Origin of the sequence: Ottowia beijingensis (assembly GCF_013423955.1) — a bacterium.
Lineage (GTDB): Bacteria > Pseudomonadota > Gammaproteobacteria > Burkholderiales > Burkholderiaceae_C > Ottowia > Ottowia beijingensis.
The window spans coordinates 651,754-675,349 of the sequence record NZ_JACCKX010000001.1 but is presented as its reverse complement, the minus strand read 5'-3'; the positions used below and the strand labels follow the sequence as shown (position 1 = coordinate 675,349).

The following is a 23,596-nucleotide window of genomic DNA, read 5'->3' as shown; positions in this document are numbered from 1 at the left end:
CAGAACCGAAACCCTGGCACCCGCGCGGCATCGGCGCGTTGCGACCTGGCGAGGGGACGAACCTTGACCTGTATCAAAGATGAGGTCAATTCGTACCTTTTGCATGGGGTGTGCCATCCTTGATCAAAACAAAAGAGCACTGCCATCCGCAAGTTCTTGAACAAGGAGGAGACATGAAGCGATCAAACCGACAGGGCCTGGCAATCGCGCTGGCCATCTTGCTGCTGGTCGGCGGCGTGCTGTTGTCGTGGCTCACGCATGGCCGCGGCGTGGTGCGAGACGATCCAAAGCGCAACATCAGCGTCCCCAAGACGCTCACCGTGCCGCTGCAGGTGCGCGCGGCCTACAACGCCGAGAAAATCTTCGTCAACTACCGCTGGCCGGCCGACCGGCCGGGTCTGTTCCACGACGTGCTGGTCTATGAGGGCGGTCGGTGGGTCGTCAAGGGGCGGGCCACGCCGGGCTCGCAGCCGGACGGCATGCATGAGGATCGGGTGGCGATGATGCTGGACGACGGCGGCGTGCCGGAGTTCGCGCGCTACGGCGGCTACATCACGGTGGGCGATGGCATCCTGACTTTTACCAACGAGGCCAGCGAGGACGCCGTGAAGGCGCACCCCTACCTGGGCGGCAAGCTGAAGCAGGAGGAGGTCAGCAAGTCGCTGCCCGGCACCCGCAGCGACATCAACGACTGGGCCAGCCTGCGCTCCGAGGAAGTGCTCGGGGCACAACGGCGGGCGGGCTACTTCCTCGACCTGTGGCACTGGCGCAGCCACCGCGCCAACCCGATCGGGATGTCGGACGACCAGATGGTTGCCGAGGTGCGTGGCGGCGATGACGGCAAGAGCGCCGCCGGCACAAACTGGGACGGCGAGCGCCAGCAGCCGCGCCTGATGTTCGATGCCGCGGCAGTCCGCCACAAGGCGCTCCAATGGGCCGATGTGGTCGCTGGACGCATCGACCAGGAATCGGTCTACTACCTGGTGGAAGGTCAGGCGGTGCCGTTCGATCCGCAGGCCGGCTGGGTCGAGGGCGATACGCTGCCGCGCCGCTTCCTGCGCCAGCCCGAGGGCTCCAAGGCTGACATCACGGTGCAGGGAAAGGGGCGCTGGGCCGACGGCCACTGGGACGTCACCCTCAGCCGCGCACTCGATACCGGCCATCCGCTGGACGACAAGATCCTGCGCGACCACGGCCTGTACGACGTGGCCTTTGCGATCCATCGCCATGCCACCGGCGGACGCTGGCACTACGTGTCGCTGCCGATGAGCCTGGGCCTCGGGCGCGATGCCGACATCGTGGCCATGCAGTTCGACGTGGCCGAGCCGACTTGGTCCGGCCCCGGGCGCGAGGTCACGCTGTTCTATCCGGGTCAGGTGAGCTGGCCGCACCTGCACAGCAAGGCGCATGCCGGCGCGGAGGCCATCGCACGCCGCTTGCCGGTGCACACGCGCCACAGCGTCGAGCAGCTCAAGCACTACGGCATCGAGGTGGAGTTCGCGCAGGAGATGCGGCGCCAATGGCTGTGGACGTTGTGGTCCGGCCTGGCGTTGATTCTGGGCATCGGCTTTGCACTGAACATGGCGCTGGCACAGCGCCGGGGAGCTTGACCATGGGCCCGTATCACATCGTCCTGACCCATTTCCCGATCGCACTCTGGACGCTGGCGATGGCGGTCATCCTGCTGCGGGTGCTGAGCGCCGGACCGCTGGCGCGCCGGCTCGACCAGGCGCTGGTGCCCCTGCTCACGGTGGCGCTGCTGTTCGGGCTGGCGGCCTACGCCACCGGCACGCAGGTCTGGGATTGGGAGAGCATCAGCGCGTCGCCGCTGGGGCGCAACCACCTGATGCTGGCCGCCTGGACCGTGGCGCTGTGGGCCGTGGTCTGGTGGCTGCGCTGGCGCCGTGGCGAGGCCGTGTGGGAAGGCGGAATGCGCTGGGCGATGGCTGCGCTGGCGCTGCTGGGCGCGGTGCTGTTGGCCATCACCGGCACGCTGGGCGGGCACCTGATGAGCGCCCCGACCGACCTGTCCAAGCTGCTGCGCCACCTGGGCTGGGAGGTTTACACGACCTACCATGTGCCTGACTTCACCGTGTGGGCGCTGCTGGGCATCGCGGCGCTGGGCGTGGCGCTGGGCCTGTGGGCTCGCGCCAGGCGGGCGGCGGGTTCGGCGACCGGTTGACGGCGGACCGCCAGCGCGCGGCGGCCTCGCCGCTGGCGTGCCCTTACACCCCGCCCATCAGCTTCTGCACCAGGTCGGCCGCGGTGCTGGCGCCGTACTTGCGCATCAGCCGCGCGCGGTAGATCTCCACCGTGCGGTGGCTGATGCCGAGCACGCGGCCGATGGCCTTGCTGGTCAGGCCCTGCATCAGCTGCGCGGCCACCTCGCGCTCGCGCGCCGTGAGCGGCGCGGTGACGGGGCGCTGCGCGCTCAGGTCCTCGAAGGTCCAGATGCCGGCCGCGTGCGGCGCGGCGCGGTCGATGGCGCGGCCGGTGACGTGGCACCAGAACGGCTCGCCCGCGTGCGCACCGCCCACGCGCTGCATCACCCGGTTGTCGGCGTACACGCCGTGCGCGTTCAGGATCAGGCCATGCGTTCGCCGATGCGCTCGTACTCGTCGGCGCTGGGGTACAGGATGCGAAAGCTCTGCCCCACCAGCTGCGCCGGCGTGGCGCCGAAGATCTCGCACACGCGCTCGTTGCAGTCCACGATGTGGCGCTGGCGCGAGAGAATGAGGCCCACGGGCGCGAGCTGGAAGGCCAGGCGGTAATCGGGTGCGGCAGGGCCGGGGGCAGGGAAGTCCATTACGAAATACTACGTAGCTGGATACGTAGTATCTTTCAGGGCTGTACCCCGGTTTCCCCTTACGCATCCACCTATTCAGGAGAGACATCCCGTGAACAAGATTTACCCCTCGGCCGCCGAGGCGCTCAAGGGCGTCGTCGCAGACGGCCAGATGCTGGCCGTGGGCGGCTTCGGCCTGTGTGGCATCCCTGAGGCGCTGATCGACGCCCTGCGCGATTCGGGCGTGAAGGACCTGACCGTGATCAGCAACAACGCCGGCGTGGACGGCTTTGGCCTGGGCAAGCTGCTGGACACGCGCCAGATCAAGAAGATGATCAGCAGCTACGTGGGCGAGAACAAGGAGTTCGAGCGCCAGTACCTGGCCGGCGAGCTGGAGCTGGAGTTCACGCCGCAGGGCACGCTGGCTGAGAAATTGAGAGCAGGCGGCGCCGGCATTCCGGCCTTCTTCACCAAGACCGGCGTGGGCACGCTGGTGGCCGAGGGCAAGGAGCTGCGCGAGTTCGACGGCCACACCTACGTGATGGAGCGCTCGCTGGTGGCCGACGTGGCCCTGGTCAAGGCCGACGTGGCCGACCGCAGCGGCAACCTGCGCTTCAACCTGACGGCGCGCAACTTCAACCCGGCCTGCGCCATGTCGGGCAAGGTCTGCATCGTCGAGGTCGAGCGCATCGTGCCCAACGGCGAGCTGGCGCCCGACGACATCCACCTGCCCGGCATCTACGTGCACCGCCTGGTGCACAACCCGACGCCCGAGAAACGCATCGAGAAGCGCACGCTGCGCGAGCACAAGTAAGCAAGGAGTCAAACCATGGCCTGGACACAAGACCAAATGGCGGCCCGTGCCGCGCAAGAGCTGCAGGACGGCTTCTACGTCAACCTGGGCATCGGCATTCCCACGCTGGTGGCCAACCACGTGCCCGCCGACAAGGAGGTGTGGCTGCAGTCCGAGAACGGCATGCTGGGCATCGGCCCCTTCCCGACCGAGGACGAGGTGGACGCCGACCTCATCAACGCTGGCAAGCAGACCGTGACCACGCTCAAGGGCAGCAGCATCTTCGGCAGCCACGACAGCTTCGCCATGATCCGCGGCGGCAAGATCAACCTCAGCATCCTGGGCGCCATGCAGGTCACCGACAAGGGGGATCTCGCCAACTGGATGATCCCCGGCAAGATGGTCAAGGGCATGGGCGGCGCCATGGACCTGGTGGCGGGCGTCGAGCGCGTGATCGTGCTGATGGAGCACGTGGCCCGGAAGAAGGACGGCAGCACCGACATGAAGATCCTGCCCGAGTGCACGCTGCCGCTGACCGGCGTGGGCGTGGTCGACCGCATCATCACCGACCTGGGCGTGTTCGACGTGACGCCCGAGGGCCTGAAGGTGGTGGAGCTGGCCGACGGCGTGACGCTGGAAGAGGCGCAAGGCAAGACCGGCGTGCCGCTCAAGCAATAAGCACCCTGGTGTGGGAGCGGGCTTGCCCGCGATGACGGCGCCGTGAGCAACGACACGCCCCATCGCGGGCAAGCCCGCTCCCACATCCGATCATTCAATTTCACTCAGGAGAGATTCATGAGCACACTGAAAGGCAAGACGGCCCTCGTCACCGGCTCCACCAGCGGCATCGGGCTGGGCATCGCCATCGAGCTGGCCAAGCAGGGCGCCAACATCGTGATGAACGGCTTCGGCGACGTCGAAGGCCCCAAGGCGCAGATCACCGCGCACGGCGTGAAGGTGGAATACCACGGCGCTGACATGAGCAAGCCGGCCGAGATCGAAGCCATGATGCAGTTCGCGGCCGAGAAGTTCGGCGGCGTCGACATCCTGGTCAACAACGCCGGCATCCAGCACACGTCGAGCATCAAGGACTTCCCGGTCGAGCGCTGGGACGCCATCATCGCCATCAACCTCACCTCGGCCTTCCACACCACGCGCCTGGCGATTCCGTACATGACGCAGAAGAACTGGGGCCGCATCATCAACATCGCCTCGGTGCACGGGCTGGTGGCGTCGAAGGACAAGTCGGCCTACGTGGCGGCCAAGCACGGCATCGTGGGTCTGACCAAGGTGACGGCGCTGGAGCTGGCCACCACCGGCGTCACCGCCAACGCCATCTGCCCCGGCTGGGTGCTGACGCCGCTGGTGCAAAAGCAGATCGACGCCCGCGCCGCCGAGCAGAAGATCAGCGTGGAGCAGGCCACAAGGGATCTGCTGAGCGAGAAGGAACCGTCGCACCAGTTCACCACGCCCGAGCAGTTGGGCGCCATGGCGGTATTCTTCTGCAGCGATGCTGCTGCCAACGTGCGCGGCCAGGCCTGGGCCCACGACGGCGGCTGGACGGCGCAGTAACGAATTTCTAGTCAAATCGGGCTTTAGCGCCCGTCCATCAAGCGCTGACAGCTATCAATTGGATAGTTGTCAGCGCTTTTTCATGCCATGTCGGCCGCTGCCGACAGGCGCATGCTGCGGCCGCTGGCGCGTGCCGGCCGGGCGGCGGGCCACCATGGCGCCACGGCGTGCCACTGTTCACCCGGTGCGCCAGGAGCCGACCGTGCACCACGCCCGCCTTGCCCTGCACTGCCTCACCGCCTCGCTGCTGACCCTGCCCGCCGCCCAGGCCAGCGCCGCCTGCTATACCGTGTACGACGCCCAAGGTGGCGTGGTGCAGCAGGCCGATGCGCCACCGGCCAGCGCGGCGCAGGCGGCCAGCGTGCCCGCAGGTGGGCGCGTGGTGTTGAACGGTGATGCCTGCGCACGCGAGGTGGCGATGGCCGGGCAGATCGCGCCAGCCCCGGCCCGCGAGCCGGCCAGTGCCCCGTTGCTGACCCATGTGGCGAACGCCGCCGCGGCGCAGGCCCCTTACGCCGTGGTGGGCAGCGGCATCGCCGTGGTGGCGCCTGCGCACGCCGAGCAAGTGTGGGAGCGCGCGCCGCTGGTGCACCCGTGGTGCCCGCGGCCGGCCGACCGGCGGTGGAAACCGTCATCACCGAATGGGCCGACGGCCGCACCGACGTGGAGCAGCGCCCCGTGCGCACGCGCCGCTGATACGGATGGGCTTTCAAGCATGCTTGACCATCAAGAAGTTTCAGATGCCGCGCGGATCACATCCGCTGTGTGGGAGGGTGAGTCATCCAGCAAGAAAGACCAATGACTTCGCTGCGCTTCAGTGACCAAGACGTCATTCGTCATTGGTCATCGTTTTGAACGCAGAACGTCATGAGCCAGCGGCCACGCCGCCTCTCGGTGTTAATGCGGCTGCCCGGCTTGGCCGCACCGTGCTAGCCTGTACCGCGCCGACGAGCGAACTGGGCGCCTCATGTCTGGGGCGCGAGTGGTCGGCCTGGATCGATGCAAAGGCCCTCCGAGATGAACACCCACGTTTTTCACCGCAGTCTCCTCACCACGCCCCCGGTGGCCGTGCGCGGACAGGGCCTGTGGCTCGAAGATGCCGCCGGCCAGCGCTACATCGACGCCTCGGGCGGTGCGGCCGTCTCCTGCCTGGGCCACGGTCACCCTGACGTGCTGGCCGCCATGCACCGGCAGATCGACCAGCTGGCCTACGCGCACACCAGCTTCTTCACCACCGAGGTGGCCGAACAACTGGCCGACCAGCTGGTGCGCACCGCGCCGGCCGGCATGAGCCACGCCTACTTCGTCAGCGGCGGCTCCGAGGCGGTGGAGGCGGCGCTGAAGATGGCGCGCCAGTACTACCTGGAGATCGGCCAGCCTGAGCGCAGCCACTTCATCGCCCGGCGCCAGAGCTACCACGGCAACACGCTGGGCGCGCTGGCGGTGGGCGGCAACGAATGGCGGCGGCGCCAGTTCGCGCCGCTGCTCATCGATGTGACTCACGTGTCGCCCTGCTACCCCTACCGCGACCTGCAGCCCGGCGAAACGCCCGAGGCTTACGGCCAGCGCCTGGCACGCGAACTCGACGAGGCGATCCAACGCGTCGGGCCGGCCAAGGTGCTGGCCTTCATCGCCGAAACCGTGGGCGGTGCCACCGCCGGCGTGCTGGTACCGGTGCCGGGCTACCTGAAGGCGGTGCGCGAGGTGTGCGACCGGCACGGCGTGCTGCTGATCCTGGACGAGGTGATGTGCGGCATGGGCCGCACCGGCACGCTGCACGCGTGCGAACAGGACGGCGTGGTGCCCGACCTGATGACCATCGCCAAGGGCCTGGGCGGCGGCTACCAGCCCATCGGCGCGGTGCTGGCGCAGCAGAAGATCGTCGATGCCATGTCCTCGGGCAGCGGCTTCTTCCAGCACGGCCACACCTATTTGGGGCACGCCGTGGCGTGCGCGGCGGCGCTGGCGGTGCAGCAGGTCATCGAACGTGACGGGTTGCTTCAAAAGTGAAGCGCGATGCGTCCGTCCTGAAAGCGCTGCTGGCTGATAAGTTCAAAAACCACCCGCACGTGGGCGACATCCGCGGGCGCGGCTTCTTCTGGGGCATCGAACTGGTGCAGGACCGTGCCAGCAAGGCGCCGTTCGACCCGGCACGGCGCTTGCATGCCAAGGTGAAGGCGGCGGCCTTCGCGCGCGGATTGCTGGTTTATCCCATGGGCGGAACCGTCGATGGCTGTTATGGTGACCACATCCTGCTGGCACCGCCCTTCATCGCGTCGCAAGACGAACTGGCACAGATCGTGTCGCGTCTGGCCGAAGCGCTGGATGCGGCGCTGGCGCAGGGCTGACCCCGTTCCCTTTGTTTTTGCGGAGATGACTTTGATGCGAATCCAGACCGTTCTGAAAACCCTGGCCGCCGCCGCGGCGGCTTCCACGGCCATGCTGTCGGCGCCGGCCATGGCACAGCAAAATTCATGACCATCGGCACCGGTGGCGTCACCGGCGTGTACTACGCCGCCGGCGGCGCCATCTGCCGCCTGGTCAACAAGGACCGGTCGAAACACGGCTACCGCTGCACGGTCGAATCCACGGGCGGCTCGGTGGCCAACATCAACACGGTGCGCGCGGGCGATCTGGACTTCGGCGTGGCCCAGTCCGACTGGAACTACCACGGCTACAAGGGCACCAGCAGCTTCGAGAAGAACGGGGCGTTTTCCGACCTGCGCTCGGTGTTCTCGCTGCACCCCGAGCCATTCACCGTGGTGGCGCGCGCCGAGGCGAACGTGAAGAGCTTCGATGACCTCAAGGGCAAGCGCGTCAACGTCGGCAACCCCGGATCCGGCACCCGCGCGTCGATGGAGCAGCTGCTGGCCGCCAAGGGCTGGAAGATGGGCGACTTCTCGCTGGCCTCCGAACTGAAGGCCGACGAGCACGGCGCCGCCCTGTGCGACAACAAGATCGACGCCTTCTTCTACGGCGTCGGCCACCCCAGCGCCAACATCCAGGACCCGGTGACCACCTGCGGCGCCAAGCTGGTCAACATCACCGGCCCGGCGATCGACAAGCTGGTGGCCGACAACTCCTACTACGCCAAGGCCACCATTCCGGCCGGCCTGTACAAGGGCAACGACCAGGCCACGCAGACCTATGGCGTGCTGGCCACCTTCGTCACCTCGGCCAAGGCGCCGGACGATCAGGTCTATACCCTGGTCAAGGCGGTGTTCGACAACTTCGACGAGTTCAAGAAGCTGCACCCGGCGTTCGCCCACCTGAGCGCCGAGCACATGGTCAAGGACGGCCTGTCCGCGCCGCTGCATCCGGGCGCCGCCAAGTTCTACAAGGAAAAGGGCTGGCTCAAGTAACTGGGCCTGAGAGGGTGCGCCACGCGCACCGCGCGCCCCATGCTGGATCGTGTCGGCATGGGGCGTTTTTTCGTGGCGCGACGCACGGTGTGAGCAACCAAAGAGCCGGGTACGGAGAGGCAGCATGAGCAAGAGCAAGGACGTGGCGGTGGACCAGGTCGATGTCAACAGGCTGGTCGAGGAGACGGACACCGGCGGCCGGGAGCCCGGTCCGCTGGTGGCCAGGCTGCTGCTGCTGGTGGCCATTGCCTGGTCGCTGTTCCAGTTGTGGATCGCCTCACCGCTGCCGTTCACGCTGCGCGTGGGCATCTTCAACGACACGGAGAGCCGTGCCATCCACTTGGCGTTCGCCGTTTTCCTGGGTTTCATGGCGTACCCGGCCAGCACGCGTTCGCCGTCCAACCGGGTGCCCGTCACCGATTGGGTGATGGCACTGGTCGGCGCCTTCTGCGCCGGCTACCTGTTCCTGTTCTACCGCGAGCTGGCCACCCGGCCCGGCAGCCCGACGCAGATGGACGTGTACGTCTTCATCGTCGGCATCGTCCTGCTGCTGGAGGCCACGCGCCGCGTGCTGGGCCTGCCCATGGTCATCGTGGCCACGCTGTTCCTGGTCTACACCTTTGCCGGGCCCCACATGCCCGACATGCTGGCGCACCGCGGCGCCTCGCTGGAGCGGGCGGCCTCGCACTTCTGGCTCACCACCGAGGGCGTATTCGGCGTCGCGCTGGGCGTGTCCAGCGGCTTCATCTTCCTGTTCGTGCTGTTCGGCTCGCTGCTCGACAAAGCCGGCGCCGGCAACTACTTCATCAAGAGCGCGTTCGCGCTGCTGGGCCACATGCGCGGGGGCCGGCCAAGGCGGCGGTGGTGTCGTCGGCGGCCACTGGCATCATCTCCGGCTCGTCGATCGCCAACGTGGTAACCACCGGCACCTTCACCATTCCGCTGATGAAGCGCGTGGGCTACCGCGGCGACCAGGCCGGCGCGGTGGAGGTGTCGTCCTCGGTCAACGGCCAGATCATGCCGCCGGTGATGGGCGCAGCGGCCTTCCTGATGGTGGAGTACGTGGGCATCCCCTACGTGCAGGTGATGAAGCACGCCATCCTGCCGGCGCTGATTTCGTACATCGCGCTGTTCTACATCGTGCACCTGGAGGCGCTGAAGGCCGGCATGGAAGGGCTGCCGCGGCGCCAGCAGTCGAGCGGCCAGCAGCGGCTGATCTCCTTCGTGATGACCGTCAGCGGCTTCATCATCCTGTCCGCCATCACCTATTACGGCATCGGCTTCATCAAGACGCTGTTCGGCAGCAGCGCGGCGCCCATCATCGCCATCGTCCTGCTGGCCGCCTACCTGTTTTTGCTGTGGGTGGGATCGCGCCAGCCGGAGCTGGAGATCGACGATCCGAACTCCCCGTGTTCGAACTGCCCGAAACCGGCCCCACGGTACGTTCGGGCCTGCACTACCTGCTGTCGGTGGTGGTGCTGGTGTGGTGCCTGATGGTGGAGCAGCTCTCGCCCGGGCTGTCGGCGTTCTGGGCCACCATGTTCATGATCTTCATCATGGTCACGCAAAAGCCCATCCTAGCCGCGCTGCGCGGCAGCGGCGCGCTGGGCACGGCCTTCAAGGCCGGCGTGCGCGATCTGATCGACGGCCTGGTCACGGGCGCGCGCAACATGATCGGCATCGGCGTGGCCACCGCCGCCGCGGGCATCATCGTCGGCACCGTCTCGCTCACCGGCGTGGGGCTGGTGATGACCGAGATCGTCGAGCTGCTGTCGGGCGGCAACCTGATGCTGATGCTGATCCTGGTGGCCGTCATCAGCCTGATCCTGGGCATGGGCCTGCCCACCACGGCCAACTACATCGTGGTGTCCACGCTGATGGCGCCGGTGGTGGTGGAGCTGGGTGCGCAAAGCGGACTGATCGTGCCGCTGATCGCGGTGCACATGTTCGTGTTCTATTTCGGCCTCATGGCCGACGTGACGCCGCCGGTGGGGCTGGCCTCGTTCGCCGCTGCCGCCATTGCCAAGCACGACCCGATCAAGGTCGGCATCACGGCTTTCTACTACAGCATGCGCACGGCCATCCTGCCGTTCCTGTTCATCTTCAACACGCAGCTGCTGCTGATCGGGCTGACGGGGCCGATCCACACCGTCATCACCATCGGCACGGCCATCATCGCCATGCTGGTGTTCGCGGCGGCCACGCAGGGCTACTTCCTCACCAAGACGCGCTGGTGGGAAACCCTCGCGCTGCTGCTGGTGTGCTTCACCCTGTTCCGCCCGGGCTTCTGGATGGACATGGTGTACCCGCCGTTCGACGAGGTGCGTGGCCAGGCCATGCAGCAGGAGATTGCCGATGCGCCGGCCAACACCGGCAAGCGCATCTGGATCGAAGGCATCAGCCTGGAAGGCAATGACGTGCGCAAGGGCGTGCTGCTGCCGCTGGGCGCCAAGGAGGGCGACTATCGCCAGCGCCTGGCCGACGCCGGCGTGACCGTGATGCCCGACGGCGACGAACTGATGGTGGTGGGCGTGCGCTTCGGCAGCGTGGCCGAGAAGCTGGGGCTGGAGCAGGGCTTCCGGATCAAGGCCATCGAACTGCCCGCCGCCCGCCCGGCCAAGGAATGGTTCTTCGTTCCGGCGCTCGCATTGCTGGCCCTGGTGATGTGGCTGCAGGCGCTGCGCATGCGGCGCGGGCGCGGCGCGCCGGCGCTGGCCTGACGGGGATCAGGCGGCTGAAAGCGCCCAGGGGTCAACCCGATTCCATGATTTACATCAAGACCGAAAAAGGCCGGACTGCGCTGCTGCAGCATGATCTGCTGAGCGTGCGCGAGCGCCAGGTGATGGTGCTGTGCAACGGCGTGCGGACCGATGCCGAGCTGATCGACCTGTTCGGCCGGGCCATTTCCGAAGACATCGACCGCCTGGAGCGGCGCGGCCTGCTGGCTGCCCAACTCAGCCACACCAGGCCGCCGGCGCTGAAGGCCGTGCTGGCCGAAAGCCCGCAGATCGCCGACGCGGCGGCAGACGCCGCCGGCGCGCACCCGCCCGACAGCTTCGTCGCCAGCCGCATCACCACCACACAACCGCCGGCGCCTCAGCGCGAGACGCTGCCCCGCATGTCGCTGCAGGAGCTGGCCGCGCTGGCCGACGTGCCCCGGTGGACGCCGCCGTGGTGGCGCCGGTGCGCCAGGCCCTGGCCGACAGCGAGCCCGCGCCCGCGCCCGCCCCCGACGCGGTGGAGCAGGTGGCCGCCATGGTCAACAGCATCGACGCCGAGCAGGTGATGGTGCGCTCGCCCGTGGCCGCGCAGGCCTACATGACGCAGGTGCTGCTGGCGCTGAACAGCGCGCCGGCCACCACGCTGGTCGAAACCCACGGCAACGTGCGGCACGAGGTCGACATCCTGCTCTATCTGGCGCAGGGCCTGGGCCAGACCTACGACGTGGCGGGCGAAGACGTGACCCTGCGCGTGGCCATGCGCGTGGGCCGCCTGCTGCCGCCGGGCGACCTGCCCATGCTGCTGGACTGCGTGCTCGACTACGTGCCCGCCAGCTTCAGCGTGCTGCTGTACGAGTTCGTGGTGGCCGGGCGCGACACCGCCAGCACCTGAGCCTCACCCGCCGGCACCGACGGGTTCGGCGGCGGCATCCCAGCGCGCCCATTCCGCGCCCAGCGCCGCTTTGATCAGCAACGGCGCGCCCGTCACCGGGTGCGGCAGCGCCAGCGTGGACGCATGCAGCCACAGGCGCTGCAGCCCCAGCCAGCCGGCCAGCGCGCGGTTCAGCGGGCCCTTGCCGTGCGTGGCGTCGCCGATGATCGGGTGGCCGATGTGCTTGCAGTGGCGGCGCAGCTGGTGGCGGCGGCCGGTCTCGGGTTGCAGTTCCAGCAGCGCGCAGCGCGTCTGCGCAAAGTCGCCATAGGGCAGGGCACCGCCCAGCGCCCCAGGGTGCGAAAGCGCGTGCGCGCCGGCTGCACCGTCAGCGCCCGCGCCGTGGCGCGCGCGTCGTCGGCCAGGCGGGTCAGCGGGTGGTCGATCACACCCTCGGCGGGCGGCCAGCCGCGCACCACGGCGCGGTAAGTCTTGGCGATGCCCTCGTTGCTCTCGAAAAGTGAGCTGACAGCGCCGGCCACCTGGGCGCTCAGGGCAAAAAGCAGCACGCCGCTGGTGCCCTTGTCCAGCCGGTGCAGCGGCCACACCGGCTGGCCGATCTGGTCGCGCAACAGTTGCACGGCAAAGCGCGTCTCGCCCGCATCCAGCCCCGTGCGGTGCACCAGCAGGCCGGCGGGCTTGTCGATGGCGATCAGGTGTGCGTCTTGATGGAGAATCGGCAGCATGCTGTTTGTATTGTCACCAGCCAAGGCGCTGGATTACGAAACGCCGGTGGCGCCCGAGGTGCCGCACACGCCCCCGTTGTTCGGCAAGCAGTCGGCGGCGCTGATCGCCGTGCTGCGCGAGAAATCACCGCAGCAGATCGCCGAGCTGATGAAGCTGAGCGACCCGCTGGCCAGCCTGAACGTGGCGCGCTATGAGGCCTGGCGGCCGAAGGTGACGGCGAAGAACGCCAAGCAGGCCGTGCTGGCCTTCAACGGCGACGTGTACGGCGGCCTGGACGCCGCCAGCCTGACACCCGCGCAGCTCGACTGGCTGCAGGATCACATGTGCATTCTCAGCGGCCTGTACGGCGTGCTGCGCCCGCTGGACTGGATGCAGCCCTACCGGCTGGAGATGGGCACGCGACTGAAGACCGACCAGGGCGCCAACCTGTACCAGTTCTGGGGCACGCAGATCGCCGACTACCTGAACCAGCGGCTGGCGGGCGACAAGGCGCCCATCCTGGTCAACCTCGCCTCGCAGGAATACTTCAAGTCGGTCGACCGCAAGGTGCTGCAGGCGCGCGTGATCGACTGCGTGTTCGAGGACTACAAGGGCGGGCAGTACAAGGTCATCAGCTTCTTGGCCAAGCGCGCGCGGGCTGATGGCGCGCTACGCCGCGCAGCACAAGGTGGCCACGCCGAAGAAGCTGGAAGGCTTCGACCTGGAAGGCTATGCCTTCGCGCCCGCCGCGTCGGAGCCGGACCGGCTGGTGTTCCGGCGCAAGCGGTAAGCCGGCCGCTGAAGCTTCAACTCATGAATTGATAGTGGGTTGCGCTTGCTGCACAAAGGTTTCAAGACAAAACCATCTGAAATCATTGAATTACAAGCGCCAGCAGCTATTGTTTTTGATCATCATCACCCCGCGACCATGACCCAACAGATCACCCCGAACTGCGCCAGTGGATCGTCGACCAGGCGCAGGCCGGCCACAGCGCCGAGAGCGTGCTGCAGTCGATGAAGGCCTCCGGCTGGGACGAGGACGTGGCCATCGAGGCCATGGAGAGCACCCTGCGCGGCCACCTGAACCAGCAGGCCGTGGCGCAGGGCCTGCCGCCGGCGGTGAAGGTGCCCGAGCCGGCCGTGGGCGATTCGCCCCTGTACCTGGACGGCGGTGACCGCCAGGTGGCCGTGCTGGGCGTGATGGCGCTGCCGCGCGTGGTGGTGTTCGGCGGCCTGCTGTCCGACGAGGAATGCGACGCGCTGATCGCGCTGGCCAGGCCGCGCATGAGCCGCTCGCTCACCGTGGCCACCAAGACCGGCGGCGAAGAGGTCAACGAAGACCGCACCAGCCAGGGCATGTTCTTCCAGCGTGGCGAAAACGAACTGGTGAAGACCATCGAGGCGCGCATCGCCAGGCTGGTGAACTGGCCCATCGAGAACGGCGAGGGGCTGCAGATCCTGCAGTACGTGCCGGGCACCGAATACAAGCCGCACTACGACTACTTCGACCCCGCCGAGCCCGGCACGCCCACCATTCTCAAGCGCGGCGGCCAGCGCGTGGGCACGGTGGTGATGTACCTGAACGAGCCCGAAAAGGGCGGCGGCACCACCTTCCCCAGCGTGTTCTTCGAAGTGGCGCCCAAGCGCGGCAACGCCGTGTTCTTCAGCTACGAGCGGCCGCACCCCAGCACCAAGACCCTGCACGGCGGTGCCCCGTCATCGCCGGCGAGAAGTGGATCGCCACCAAGTGGCTGCGCGAAGGCGAGTTCCGTTGAAGAGCCAAATCGTCCCTCAGCGCCCGCCCAGCAAGCGCAACCAGCTATGAAAATAAAAGCAAACGGCATCGAGCTGGCGCTGGAGGACAGCGGCGGCCCCGGCCCCGCCGTGCTGCTGGTGATGGGGCTGGGCGGCCAGCTGATCCACTGGCCGGCCGGCCTGGTGCAGGGCCTGGCCGATGCCGGCTACCGCGTGCTGCGCTTCGACAACCGCGATGCCGGCCTGTCGACGCACTTCACGGCGCACGGCACGCCGCGCATCCCGTGGATTGCCACGCAGGCCTGGCTGGGCCGCCGGCCGCGCGTGCCCTACACGCTGTCCGACATGGCGGCCGATGCCGTGGGCGTGCTGGATGCGCTGGCCGTGCCCAACGCCCACATCGTGGGCCTGAGCATGGGCGCCATGGTGGCGCAGCGCGTGGCGCTGGCGGCGCCGCAGAGCGTGCGCAGCCTGGTGTCCATCATGGGCAGCAGCGGCGCGCGCGGCCTGCTCAAGCCCAAGCCGGCCTTGCTGCGCGTGGCCGCCAGCAAATCAAGGCGCGCGGCGACGCGGCGCTGGCCGCGTACTACGTGCGCTTTCTGCAGGCCATCGCCAGCCCGCGCTTCGGCCCGAGCGACGAGGCGTTGCTGGCCATGTTCCGCCGCACCGCGCAGCGCCATGCGCCCGACAACGCCGCCACCTACCGGCAGCTGGCCGCCATCCTGGCCGATGGCGAGCGCGCCGACCAGCTGGCGCGCATCCAGCGCCCCACGCTGGTGGTGCACGGCGCCGACGATCCCTGGGTGCCGCCGGTGTGCGGTGAGGACACCGCACGCCGCATCCCCGGCGCGCGGCTGGCCATCATCCCCGACATGGGGCACGACCTGGCCCCCGTGGCGCACCCCGAGATCGTGCGCCGCGTGCTGGCCGTGCTGCTGCCCTTTCTGCAAGACCACGACGAGGAGCGCGCATGAGCGCCAGCGCCGACCATTCCCCGCTCGGCAAGGCCGTGCGCTATGCCGACCAGTACGACCCGGCGCTGCTGTTCCCCATCCCGCGCGCGCCGCAGCGCGCGCAGCTGGGCATCACCGGCCAGCCCGGCTTCTTCGGTGCCGACCTGTGGACGGCGTTCGAACTGTCGTGGCTCAACGCCCGCGGCAAGCCGCAGGTGGCCATCGCCCACATCATGGTGCCGTGCGAGAGCACGCACATCGTCGAGCAAGTCGTTCAAGCTGTACCTGAACAGCTTCAACGGCACGCGCATCGGCGATGCGCAGGAGGTGCAGCGCCGCATCCAGGCCGACGTGAGCGCCGCGCTGTGGCAGGGCGGCCCGGTGCGCGCCAGCGCCAGCGTGCGCCTGATCGCGCCGGAAGACTTCGACCGCGAGGCGGTGCATGAGCTGGACGGCCTGAGCCTCGACCGCCTCGACATCGACTGCGACGTGTATGAGCAGCCGGCGCCCGAGCTGCTGACCGCAGTGTTCGACGAGCAGCCGGTGGAAGAAACGCTGACCAGCCGCCTGCTGAAAAGCAACTGCCCCGTCACCGGCCAGCCCGACTGGGGCAGCGTGCAGATCCGCTACGCCGGCCCGCAGATCGACCAGGCCGGGCTGCTGCGCTACATCATCAGCTTTCGCAACCACAACGACTTCCACGAGCACTGCGTCGAGCGCATGTTCATGGACATCTGGCAACGCTGCCGGCCCGCCAAGCTGAGCGTGACCGCGCGCTACACGCGCCGCGGCGGGCTCGACATCAACCCCTGGCGCACCAGCCATCCGGCCAAGCCCCCGCCAACGTGCGCACGGCGCGCCAATAAACGACGTTCGGGGCCAAGTCCGTGCACTGTTTCATGGGGTGGCCAGCCGGGCGCGTTACGTCAAACTGACACAAGCGGGGATAATCGCGTGATCGTGCCAAAACGCGCCGCGGGCCGGCTCCGGCACGATCTTCACCAATCCGTTGGAAGTATCACGAGGTTTTGGTCTTCATGTCTGCCCACTTTGCTTCGCTCCACATCGACAACCACGCGCCCGAGCCCCTGTGGCGCCAGCTCTACATCCAGCTGGATGACCTGCTGACCTCCGGCACCCTGCAGGCGGGCACCAGCCTGCCGCCCGAGCGCGAACTGGCCGAGACGCTGGGCGTCAGCCGCTCCACCGTCAAGCGCAGCTACGACCAGCTGCGCCACGACCAGCGCATCGGCGGCCGTGGCCGCGCCGGCAGCGTGGTGCGCCGCCCCGAGCGCGTGGAGCCCACGCTGGGCCGGCTCAAGGGCTTCACCGAGGAAATGCGCGAGCTGGGCAAGTTCGCCTCCACCACGCTGCTGGTGTGCGAGGTGGTGCACGACCGGCGCATGGCCTCGATCTTCCAGCGCCCGTCCAACGCGCTGTTCCTGCACATCGAGCGCGTCCGCGAGGCCGACGGCGTGCCCATGACGCGCGAGCTGGCCTGGTACGACCTCACGCTGGCCCCCATCATGGCCGAGTGGGACGGCGGCGGCTCGGCCTACGAGCGGCTCAAGCAGCTGTGCGGCGTCACCCTGGGCGGCGCCGAGCAGACGGTGGAGGCCGTGCTCAGTTCCGACGCCGAATCGGCCGCCTTCGGCTTCGAGCAGCCCCAGCCCTGCCTGCTGTTCAAGCGCATGACGCGCGACGTGGGCGGCGCGCTGGTCGAGTACGTCGAAGGCACTTTCCGCGGCGATGCCTATGTGTATCGGATGCAGCTCAACCCCTGATGGGGCATGCACAGGCAGCTCCTAAAAGTGAGTTTCTCGGGCGGCGGCCAGGGGCCGGCCAGCAGCCCTTCCAGTTGTGCCGCGAACGGCAGCGCATCCAGCACGCCGCGCCGCGCCGCCACATGGGCGCCGCACAGATTGCCCCACACCAGCGCCGTGCCCAGCGCCTGCCCGGCCAGCACGGCCGTGACGTAGCCGCAGGCAAAGCCGTCGCCAGCGCCCACCGTGTCCAGCGCGTCGACGGCGGGCGCGGGCACGTGCACCAGGCGCCAGCCGCCATCGTCGCCGCGTTCGGCGCCCAGCGCGCCGCGCGCGCCCAGCGTCACCACCAGCCGCCGCAGCGCCGGCCAAGCGATGGCCAGCGCTTGTTGCCGCTGCCGCACGGCACGCGCGATGTCGGCCACGGCCAGTGTCAGCAGTGCAGGCGCATCCAGCAGGCCTGCGGCCTCCAACTCGTTCACGATCAGCGTGTGCGTGGCCGACCGCAGCGCGGCCGGCGGCGCCTGCCAGGGCGAGGGTTCAGCACCGTGGGCACGCCTTGCCGGTGGGCGATCTCGAGCGCCACCTGCACGGCGGGCAGCGCGGTCTCGAATTGGCCGCAGACCAGCGCCGCCGCTTCGATGGCGCTGCGCGCCGCCTCGGCATGCGCCGCCGTCAGCAGCCCGTTGGCGCCGGGGTACACCGCGATGGTGTTGTGCCCATCAGCGCCGATCAGCCCTGCGCCCCAGCCCGAGGGGCCGGGCAGGCGATGCACGTGCGTGGCATCCACGCCCTCGGTGGCCAGCAGCGCCAGCAGCTCGTCGGCCGCGGCGTCCTGGCCGCAGCCGATCAGCGTCTGCACCCGCGCGCCCAGCCGCTGCAGGCCCACCGCCACGTTCAGCCCCTTGCCACCGGCCTCCTTGTGAAAGCCGTGCGCCTGCAGCGTCTCGCCCGGAGCCGGCAGGCGTGCTACCTGCCAGCAGCAGGCCTGCACGAAATTGCCCAGCACGAAGGCGCGCGGCGGTGGGGAGGCAGATGCAGTCATCGCAGCGAAGTGCATTCACGTAGAAAAACCGGCATGCAGCGATCACATAGTGGGTCGATCATCCTGTCAATACCCGGAAGCGTGGAGGGAGCGTTGTGACGGCACTCGATGTTCTGGGCCTGGTGGCCACCTGCTTCACCACATCGTCCTTCGTGCCGCAGTTGTGGCGCGCCTGGAAGACGCGCGACGTCTCGGGCGTCTCGCTGTCCACCTACGTCATCATCACCATCGCCCCGGTGCTGCGGCTGGTGTATGGCTGGCTGCGCGGAGACCTGCCGCTGATGGTGGCCAACGCGGTGATGGTGGTGCCCACCGGCGCCATCACGGTGATGAAGCTGCGCGTCGAGGGCTCGGCGCCGCGCGCGGGTTGATGCCGCTGGGCGCGCTGGCCCAAGTGTCGCGGTGGCTGGCGCTTCTTCGTGGCGGGACGGCGCGCGCACCGGTGGTGTCCCTGTAGCAGGTCAAGTGTCCGCCCCGTTCTTTTTCTGTGGGAGCGGGCTTGCCCGCGATGGGCGATGGTTTCAACAGATGCGCCCCATCGCGGGCAAGCCCGCTCCCACAAGGGGTGACTGTATTGTCTTATGGGGGAGTATGTGCTTTTGCTCAGAAAATTCGGGCGCTAAGGTATGCCTATATGGGGAGTATCTGTTGGTCTCCTTGGTCAACGTGCCTCAGGCACCAAAGTCGCGCAGCTCGGCCAGCGGCGGAAAGCGCCCTTCGCGCTTGTCCTTCATCGCCGTCACGGCCTCGCACACGTGGGTGTTGCTCCAGATGGCGGCCTGCACCCAGCCCATCTGGCGCAGGGCATCGTCCACCGAATGGTCGCGCGCGTAGTGAATGACCTGCTTGGTGCCCCAGATGGCCACGGGCGGCTTGGCGGCGATCTCTTTCGCGCACTGCAGGGCGGCGGCCAGGCAGGCCTCGGGCGTGTCGAACACTTCGTTGACCAGGCCCACCTCGCGCGCCCTGGCGGCGGGCATGCGGCGGCCGGTGTAGGCCAGTTCCTTCACCACGCCCAGCGGCACAAGCTTCGGCAGGCGCTGCAGCGTGCCCACGTCGGCCACCATACCGATGTTGATCTCCTGGATGCAGAAGAAGGCGTCCGCCGTGGCGTAGCGGATGCACGCGGCCGTGACCAGATCGACCGCGCCGCCGATGCAGCCGCCGTGGATGGCGGCAATGACGGGGATGCGCAGTGTCTCCAGCCTGGTGAAGGTGGCCTGCAGCCCGCCGAGCAGGTCGGCGATGGCGGCGCGGCCTTCGGGGCTGGCGTCGTCCATCTGGATGGCGCCGCCGAACACGTCAAGCGCCATGCCGGCCGAGAAGTGCTTGCCGGTGCTGGAGAGCACCAGGGCGCGCGCCTGTCCGCGTTTGTTGATGTGGTCGAGCACCTCGTCCAGCTCGCGCCAGAAGACGGGGCCCATGGTGTTCATCGCCTCGGGGCGGCTGAGCACCAGGTGGGCGACGTGGTCGGTGATGGTGAGCTGGAAGCAGGTGAGGGTGGGAGTGTTCATGCGCGCACTGTAGTGCGCTTGGCGGGGCGGGCGCAATCGCGTGAGGGACTACGCGGCCAGGCACAGTGCTCCCGCAGTGCTTGCAGCGCCTGGATGCTTGTAAAAAGATAGCTGTCAGCGCTTACTGAAACAGCGGCAGGTCCAGGTCTTCTTCTGAAGACTTGGCCCCCGCCAGCTCCGCAGCCTTCACCAGCGAGCCCACACGCACGCCCAGCAGGCGCAGGCGGCGGTCGAGCGGCACGCGCTTGAGGCACTGCCCCGCCACCTGGCGGATGCGGCGCGCGTCGTTGGTGTGCTCGGCCACGGTGGTGTCGCGCGTGGCGATCTTGAAGTCGGTGTAGCGCAGCTTGATGCCGATGGTCTTGCCGACGTAGCCCTTGCGCTGCAGGTCGGCCGCCACCTGTTCGGCCAGCCGCGTGAAGATGGCCCCCAGTTCGGCCTTGTCGTGCACGGCGTGCAGGTCGCGGTCGAAGGTGGTTTCGCGGCTCATGCTGACGGGCTCGCTTTCGGTCACCACCGGGCGCTCGTCGCGGCCGTGCGCGGCGTCGTGCAGCCAGGCGCCGTAGCTGCGGCCGAAGTGCTCGACCAGCCACGACCGCTCGCGCGCGGCCAGCTCGCCGATGGTGGTGATGCCGTGGGCTTGCAGCTTCGCGTCGGCCTTGGGGCCGATGCCGTTGATCTTGCGGCAGGGCAGGGGCCAGATCAGTGTTTGCAGATTGGCCTCGTGCACGATGCTGATGCCGTTCGGCTTGTTGAACTCGCTCGCCATCTTGGCCAGCAGCTTGTTGGGCGCCACGCCGATGGAGCAGGTCAGGCCCGTGGCCTGGAAGATGCTTTTCTGGATCAGCCGCGCCAGCACGCGCCCGCCCTCGCGCTGGCCGCCGGGCACGTGGGTGAAGTCGATGTACACCTCGTCGATGCCGCGGTCTTCCATCACCGGCGCGATGCCCTGGATGACCTGCTTGAAGGCGCGCGAACAGCGCCGGTATTCGTCGAAATCGGCTGGCAGCAGGATGGCCTGCGGGCACAGCCTGGCGGCCTTCATCAAGCCCATGGCCGAGCCGATGCCGAACGGGCGCGCGGCGTAGCTGGCCGTGGTGATGACGCCGCGGCCCACGTAGTCGCGCAGCAGCGGGAAGAAATCGACCGGAATGTCGGCCAGGTCGGCGGCGGTCCAGCTGCGTTCGGGGCGCTCGGTGTTCAGGCGTGCGATCAGTTCATCCTCGCGCCGCCGCCCGCCGCCAATCACCATCGGCAAACCCTTCAGCTGCGGATAGCGCAGCCATTCGACCGACGCGTAGAAGGCGTCCATGTCGAGGTGGGCGATGCGGCGGGGTGGCGTGGCTAGTGTCAAGGCGCTGCACCAGGGGAGCGGGGCGTGACGAAGGGGTTCAGCACATCCATGCCCAGCGCCTTGAAATCGGCCACGTTGCGCGTGACCACCGTCAGGCCGTGCACGCGCGCCGTGGCGGCGATCATGGCGTCTTCGTACAGTGTGTCCGAACGGCGATGCATCAGCCTGGCCCAGTCGCGCAACAGCGCCGCGTCCATCGGCAGTACGTTGTAGGCAGCCGCCACCTGGTCGAGCCAGGTCTCGATCTCGCTGGCCTTGGTCGCGTCCTGTTCGCGCGTCAGTTCGATGCCGGCCTGGATCTCGCCCAGCGTGACGGCCGAGAGAAACAGTTGTGCATCGTCCACCGACTGCAGCCACGCCAGCACCGCGCCGTGCGGCCGCGGTCGGCGCAGCTCGGAGACGACGTTGGTGTCGAGCAGGTACATCACTCGGCCACCGGCACCGGGCGGCGCCGCGCGCGGCCACGCGGGGGCAGCAGCAGATCGGTGCGTGCCTCGTCGGACAGCAGCAACTGCTTCAGCGAAGGACGCGCGGCGTGCTGCAGGCGCCGCCATTCGTCGACGGGCACCAGCACGGCCGCTTCTGCGCCGCGCCGGGTCACCATCTGCGGGCCTTCAGACAGGCAGGCGTCCAGAAACTCGCTGAAGCGCGCCTTCGCATCCTGAACCGGCCAAGCGTGCATGGTCACCTCCAATCAAACTAGGTAGATGACTAGTTTAAGAGAGCTGGACTTGGCGGTCAAATGTGGGTGGCTCTGGGCCGGGCCAGTTTCTTTTGTGGGAGCGGGCTTGCCCGCGATGGGCGCATCGCCAGCAATAGTGCTTCACGCGGACAAGCCCGCTCCCATAGGTTCTCAGTCAGTCAATAGGGGTATCAATGTCAAGCTCCCGTCAGTCGGGCGCCAGCGGGTATCTATGCAGGAGTATGTGATCCCTGCAGCGCTGGCGCCCCGCTCTCCAACATGGCTCGTCACCGCCCCGAAGGCGAGCGGGTGGGCTGCGCCGTCAGGCCGCCGCGGGCAGCACCGTGCCCACGCATTCGCCAAAGCCGATGCGCGCGGCGCCTTCCTTCTGGCACCAGCCGCGCAGCACGATGGTGTCGCCGTCCTCCAGCCAGGTGCGGCTTTCGCCGTTGGCGAGCTGGATCGGGTTCTTGCCGCCGGTGGTCAGCTCGATCAGCGCGCAGGCCTGGTCCAGGGTGGGGCCGCTCAGCGTGCCGGTGCCCAGCAGGTCGCCGGGCCGCAGGTTGCAGCCGTTCACGGTGTGGTGCGTGACCATCTGCGCGGCGGTCCAGTAGGCGTGCTTGTAGTTGGTGCGGGTGATGCGCTCGGGCGCGGCGCCGGCGGCGCGCATCTTGTCGGTCAGGATCAGTGCTTCGAGTTCGATGTCGAGCCCGCCCTGCGCGCTGTTGGCGGCGCTGCTCAGGTAGGGCAGGGGCTGCGGGTCGCCTTCCGGGTGACTGAAGGGGGCGCGGAAGGGGCGAGCGCTTCCATCGTCACCACCCAGGGCGACACCGTGGAGGCGAAGTTCTTGGCCAGGAAGGGGCCGAGCGGCTGGTATTCCCATGGCTGGATGTCGCGCGCCGACCAGTCGTTGAACAGCACCAGGCCGAAGATGTGGTCTTCGGCCTCGGCCATCGTCACCGGCTCGCCGAGCGCGTTACCCTGGCCGACGAACACGCCCATTTCCAGCTCGATGTCCATGCGCGCGCTGGGTTTCAGCACGGGCACGTCGGCGTCGGGCGGCTTGACCTGGCCCTTGGGGCGCTTGAAGGCCTGGCCCGAGATGCCAATGCTGGAACTGCGGCCGTGGTAGCCGATGGGCACCCATTTGTAGTTGGGCAGCAGCGGGTTGTCGGGGCGGAACTGCTTGCCGATGTTGGTGGCGTGGTGCACCGAGGTGTAGAAGTCGGTGTAGTCGCCAATGCGCGCGGGCAGGCTGTATTCGGCCTGCGCTTGCGGCACCAGGCAGGCTTGCAGCGCGGCTTGCTGCGACGAGCCAGTTTGCAATGCTTTCGATAGCACCTTGCGCAGGTGGGACAAGGGCTGCGGGCCCAGACTCATCAGATTGTTCAGCGTCGGTTCAGCCGCGGCCTGCGCCGCTGCCAGGGCCTCGCCGTTGAACACGCCGGCCTGCACGGCGGCGGCCATGTCGACGATCTGGTCGCCGATGGCCACGCCGCCGCGCCACGCCTCACTGCTGCCCTGGCGGCGGAAGATGGCGAAGGGCAGGTTCTGGATCGGGAAGTCGGTCTGGCCGTCGTTGGCGGAGGCGACCCAGCTGGTCAGATTGGGGTCGTGGGTTTCGTTCAGTGGGGTCATGGGGGACTCGCAGAAAGGCGGGGTGAGCTGGGCATGGGGCCGCGGGGGCGGTGGATGCCGAGC

The 23,596-nt window shown here is 68.2% G+C and carries 20 protein-coding genes and 9 pseudogenes; 19 read left to right on the top strand and 10 right to left on the bottom strand.

The window, feature by feature from the left end; translation table 11 throughout:
* The first annotated feature begins 173 nt into the window (after window positions 1–173).
* Together H0I39_RS03425 and H0I39_RS03420 are read left to right on the top strand one after the other, a co-directional pair.
* Window positions 174–1,610: an ethylbenzene dehydrogenase-related protein gene (locus H0I39_RS03425; RefSeq protein ID WP_180549564.1), complete on the top strand. Its 1,437-nt coding sequence runs from the start codon at window positions 174–176 to the stop codon at window positions 1,608–1,610.
* Window positions 1,611–1,612: 2 nt separating this feature from the next.
* Window positions 1,613–2,182 (top strand): DUF2231 domain-containing protein, encoded by a 570-nt coding sequence (locus H0I39_RS03420; protein ID WP_180549563.1) that lies wholly within the window; start codon window positions 1,613–1,615, stop codon window positions 2,180–2,182.
* A 43-nt stretch (window positions 2,183–2,225) separates the two neighbouring features.
* Here H0I39_RS03420 and H0I39_RS03415 read toward each other — a convergent pair.
* A pseudogene (locus tag H0I39_RS03415) lies at window positions 2,226–2,806 on the bottom strand (LuxR C-terminal-related transcriptional regulator).
* A gap of 91 nt (window positions 2,807–2,897) precedes the next feature.
* On the opposite strand from H0I39_RS03415, the gene H0I39_RS03410 reads away from it, so the two are divergent.
* The 10 genes and pseudogenes from H0I39_RS03410 (at window position 2,898) to H0I39_RS03370 (ending at window position 12,124) form a co-directional block, all read left to right on the top strand.
* Window positions 2,898–3,599 carry a CoA transferase subunit A gene (locus tag H0I39_RS03410; protein ID WP_180549562.1) on the top strand — a complete coding sequence of 234 codons (702 nt, stop codon included), beginning with the start codon at window positions 2,898–2,900 and terminating at the stop codon, window positions 3,597–3,599.
* A 15-nt stretch (window positions 3,600–3,614) separates the two neighbouring features.
* The gene (locus H0I39_RS03405) at window positions 3,615–4,256 is read left to right on the top strand and encodes a CoA transferase subunit B (RefSeq protein WP_180549561.1); all 642 of its coding nucleotides are present in this window, start codon (window positions 3,615–3,617) and stop codon (window positions 4,254–4,256) included.
* A gap of 117 nt (window positions 4,257–4,373) precedes the next feature.
* Window positions 4,374–5,150 (top strand): 3-hydroxybutyrate dehydrogenase, encoded by a 777-nt coding sequence (locus H0I39_RS03400; RefSeq protein WP_180549560.1) that lies wholly within the window; start codon window positions 4,374–4,376, stop codon window positions 5,148–5,150.
* 202 nt (window positions 5,151–5,352) lie between these two features.
* Window positions 5,353–5,952 carry a hypothetical protein gene (locus H0I39_RS03395; protein WP_180549559.1) on the top strand — a complete coding sequence of 200 codons (600 nt, stop codon included), beginning with the start codon at window positions 5,353–5,355 and terminating at the stop codon, window positions 5,950–5,952.
* Window positions 5,953–6,167: 215 nt separating this feature from the next.
* Window positions 6,168–7,498 (top strand): annotated as a pseudogene (locus H0I39_RS03390) (aspartate aminotransferase family protein).
* 25 nt (window positions 7,499–7,523) lie between these two features.
* Window positions 7,524–8,512, top strand: a pseudogene (locus tag H0I39_RS03385) (TAXI family TRAP transporter solute-binding subunit).
* 124 nt (window positions 8,513–8,636) lie between these two features.
* Window positions 8,637–10,006, top strand: a pseudogene (locus H0I39_RS23880) (TRAP transporter permease).
* Complete coding sequence (locus H0I39_RS23875) at window positions 9,922–11,232, top strand: TRAP transporter permease (protein ID WP_373368250.1); 1,311 nt, start codon at window positions 9,922–9,924, stop codon at window positions 11,230–11,232. Before H0I39_RS23880 ends, H0I39_RS23875 begins: the two are co-directional and overlap by 85 nt.
* Before the next feature lie 44 nt (window positions 11,233–11,276).
* Window positions 11,277–11,798, top strand: a complete 522-nt coding sequence (locus H0I39_RS03375; RefSeq protein WP_180549558.1) for a hypothetical protein — start codon at window positions 11,277–11,279, stop codon at window positions 11,796–11,798.
* On the top strand, window positions 11,768–12,124 hold the full coding sequence (locus tag H0I39_RS03370) for a hypothetical protein (RefSeq protein WP_180549557.1): 357 nt from the start codon (window positions 11,768–11,770) through the stop codon (window positions 12,122–12,124). Before H0I39_RS03375 ends, H0I39_RS03370 begins: the two co-directional genes overlap by 31 nt.
* Before the next feature lie 3 nt (window positions 12,125–12,127).
* Here H0I39_RS03370 and H0I39_RS23110 read toward each other — a convergent pair whose 3' ends face one another.
* Together H0I39_RS23110 and H0I39_RS03365 are read right to left on the bottom strand one after the other, a co-directional pair.
* Window positions 12,128–12,394 (bottom strand): pseudouridine synthase family protein, encoded by a 267-nt coding sequence (locus H0I39_RS23110; protein WP_307776865.1) that lies wholly within the window; start codon window positions 12,392–12,394, stop codon window positions 12,128–12,130.
* The gene (locus H0I39_RS03365; protein ID WP_307776766.1) at window positions 12,295–12,849 is read right to left on the bottom strand and encodes a pseudouridine synthase; all 555 of its coding nucleotides are present in this window, start codon (window positions 12,847–12,849) and stop codon (window positions 12,295–12,297) included. Before H0I39_RS03365 ends, H0I39_RS23110 begins: the two co-directional genes overlap by 100 nt.
* Here H0I39_RS03365 and yaaA point away from each other — a divergent pair.
* From yaaA to H0I39_RS03340, 6 genes and pseudogenes are all read left to right on the top strand, one after another.
* Window positions 12,848–13,619 (top strand): annotated as a pseudogene (yaaA, locus tag H0I39_RS03360) (peroxide stress protein YaaA). The gene H0I39_RS03365 and the pseudogene yaaA sit on opposite strands and share 2 nt — an antisense overlap.
* 161 nt (window positions 13,620–13,780) lie before the next feature.
* A pseudogene (locus H0I39_RS23105) lies at window positions 13,781–14,604 on the top strand (2OG-Fe(II) oxygenase).
* A gap of 46 nt (window positions 14,605–14,650) precedes the next feature.
* Window positions 14,651–15,013: pseudogene (locus H0I39_RS23100) on the top strand (alpha/beta fold hydrolase); the annotation flags it as partial.
* 161 nt (window positions 15,014–15,174) lie between these two features.
* A complete protein-coding gene (locus tag H0I39_RS23095) occupies window positions 15,175–15,558 on the top strand; it encodes an alpha/beta fold hydrolase (protein WP_307776765.1) in 384 nt (127 codons plus the stop codon).
* Window positions 15,555–16,403 (top strand): annotated as a pseudogene (gene queF, locus H0I39_RS03345) (NADPH-dependent 7-cyano-7-deazaguanine reductase QueF). The gene H0I39_RS23095 and the pseudogene queF overlap by 4 nt, the downstream one beginning before the upstream one ends.
* 171 nt (window positions 16,404–16,574) lie before the next feature.
* A complete protein-coding gene (locus H0I39_RS03340; RefSeq protein ID WP_180549556.1) occupies window positions 16,575–17,321 on the top strand; it encodes a GntR family transcriptional regulator in 747 nt (248 codons plus the stop codon).
* On the opposite strand, the gene H0I39_RS03335 is transcribed toward H0I39_RS03340, so the two are convergent.
* The gene (locus tag H0I39_RS03335; RefSeq protein ID WP_180549555.1) at window positions 17,291–17,782 is read right to left on the bottom strand and encodes a carbohydrate kinase family protein; all 492 of its coding nucleotides are present in this window, start codon (window positions 17,780–17,782) and stop codon (window positions 17,291–17,293) included. The two genes, H0I39_RS03340 and H0I39_RS03335, sit on opposite strands and share 31 nt — an antisense overlap.
* A gap of 2 nt (window positions 17,783–17,784) precedes the next feature.
* Window positions 17,785–18,345 (bottom strand): PfkB family carbohydrate kinase, encoded by a 561-nt coding sequence (locus tag H0I39_RS03330; RefSeq protein WP_180549554.1) that lies wholly within the window; start codon window positions 18,343–18,345, stop codon window positions 17,785–17,787.
* A gap of 95 nt (window positions 18,346–18,440) precedes the next feature.
* On the opposite strand from H0I39_RS03330, the gene H0I39_RS03325 reads away from it, so the two are divergent.
* The gene (locus H0I39_RS03325) at window positions 18,441–18,716 is read left to right on the top strand and encodes a SemiSWEET family sugar transporter (protein ID WP_180549553.1); all 276 of its coding nucleotides are present in this window, start codon (window positions 18,441–18,443) and stop codon (window positions 18,714–18,716) included.
* Window positions 18,717–19,016: 300 nt separating this feature from the next.
* Here H0I39_RS03325 and H0I39_RS03320 read toward each other — a convergent pair whose 3' ends face one another.
* The 5 genes and pseudogenes from H0I39_RS03320 to fahA all read right to left on the bottom strand — a co-directional run bounded on the left by H0I39_RS03320 (window position 19,017) and on the right by fahA (window position 23,533).
* The gene (locus tag H0I39_RS03320; RefSeq protein WP_180549552.1) at window positions 19,017–19,859 is read right to left on the bottom strand and encodes an enoyl-CoA hydratase-related protein; all 843 of its coding nucleotides are present in this window, start codon (window positions 19,857–19,859) and stop codon (window positions 19,017–19,019) included.
* Window positions 19,860–19,980: 121 nt separating this feature from the next.
* Window positions 19,981–21,171: a DNA polymerase IV gene (gene dinB, locus H0I39_RS03315; RefSeq protein WP_180551672.1), complete on the bottom strand. Its 1,191-nt coding sequence runs from the start codon at window positions 21,169–21,171 to the stop codon at window positions 19,981–19,983.
* A 38-nt stretch (window positions 21,172–21,209) separates the two neighbouring features.
* Entirely contained in the window at window positions 21,210–21,638 is a 429-nt protein-coding gene (locus H0I39_RS03310) for a type II toxin-antitoxin system VapC family toxin (RefSeq protein WP_180549551.1), read from the bottom strand.
* Window positions 21,638–21,895: a type II toxin-antitoxin system Phd/YefM family antitoxin gene (locus H0I39_RS03305; RefSeq protein WP_180551671.1), complete on the bottom strand. Its 258-nt coding sequence runs from the start codon at window positions 21,893–21,895 to the stop codon at window positions 21,638–21,640. The genes H0I39_RS03310 and H0I39_RS03305 overlap by 1 nt, the downstream gene beginning before the upstream one ends.
* Before the next feature lie 322 nt (window positions 21,896–22,217).
* A pseudogene (fahA, locus tag H0I39_RS03300) lies at window positions 22,218–23,533 on the bottom strand (fumarylacetoacetase).
* Between the last annotated feature and the right edge of the window lie 63 nt (window positions 23,534–23,596).

Coding starts and splice junctions, on each gene's coding strand:
- H0I39_RS03425 (WP_180549564.1), top strand. CDS start 174: ATGAAGCGATCAAACCGACAGGGCCTGGCAATCGCGCTGGCCATCTTG.
- H0I39_RS03405 (WP_180549561.1), top strand. CDS start 3,615: ATGGCCTGGACACAAGACCAAATGGCGGCCCGTGCCGCGCAAGAGCTG.
- H0I39_RS03320 (WP_180549552.1), bottom strand. CDS start 19,859: ATGAACACTCCCACCCTCACCTGCTTCCAGCTCACCATCACCGACCAC.
- H0I39_RS03330 (WP_180549554.1), bottom strand. CDS start 18,345: ATGACTGCATCTGCCTCCCCACCGCCGCGCGCCTTCGTGCTGGGCAAT.
- H0I39_RS03340 (WP_180549556.1), top strand. CDS start 16,575: ATGTCTGCCCACTTTGCTTCGCTCCACATCGACAACCACGCGCCCGAG.
- dinB (WP_180551672.1), bottom strand. CDS start 21,171: ATGGACGCCTTCTACGCGTCGGTCGAATGGCTGCGCTATCCGCAGCTG.
- H0I39_RS03400 (WP_180549560.1), top strand. CDS start 4,374: ATGAGCACACTGAAAGGCAAGACGGCCCTCGTCACCGGCTCCACCAGC.
- H0I39_RS03375 (WP_180549558.1), top strand. CDS start 11,277: ATGATTTACATCAAGACCGAAAAAGGCCGGACTGCGCTGCTGCAGCAT.
- H0I39_RS03310 (WP_180549551.1), bottom strand. CDS start 21,638: ATGTACCTGCTCGACACCAACGTCGTCTCCGAGCTGCGCCGACCGCGG.
- H0I39_RS03305 (WP_180551671.1), bottom strand. CDS start 21,895: ATGCACGCTTGGCCGGTTCAGGATGCGAAGGCGCGCTTCAGCGAGTTT.
- H0I39_RS03370 (WP_180549557.1), top strand. CDS start 11,768: ATGGTCAACAGCATCGACGCCGAGCAGGTGATGGTGCGCTCGCCCGTG.
- H0I39_RS03365 (WP_307776766.1), bottom strand. CDS start 12,849: ATGCTGCCGATTCTCCATCAAGACGCACACCTGATCGCCATCGACAAG.
- H0I39_RS03420 (WP_180549563.1), top strand. CDS start 1,613: ATGGGCCCGTATCACATCGTCCTGACCCATTTCCCGATCGCACTCTGG.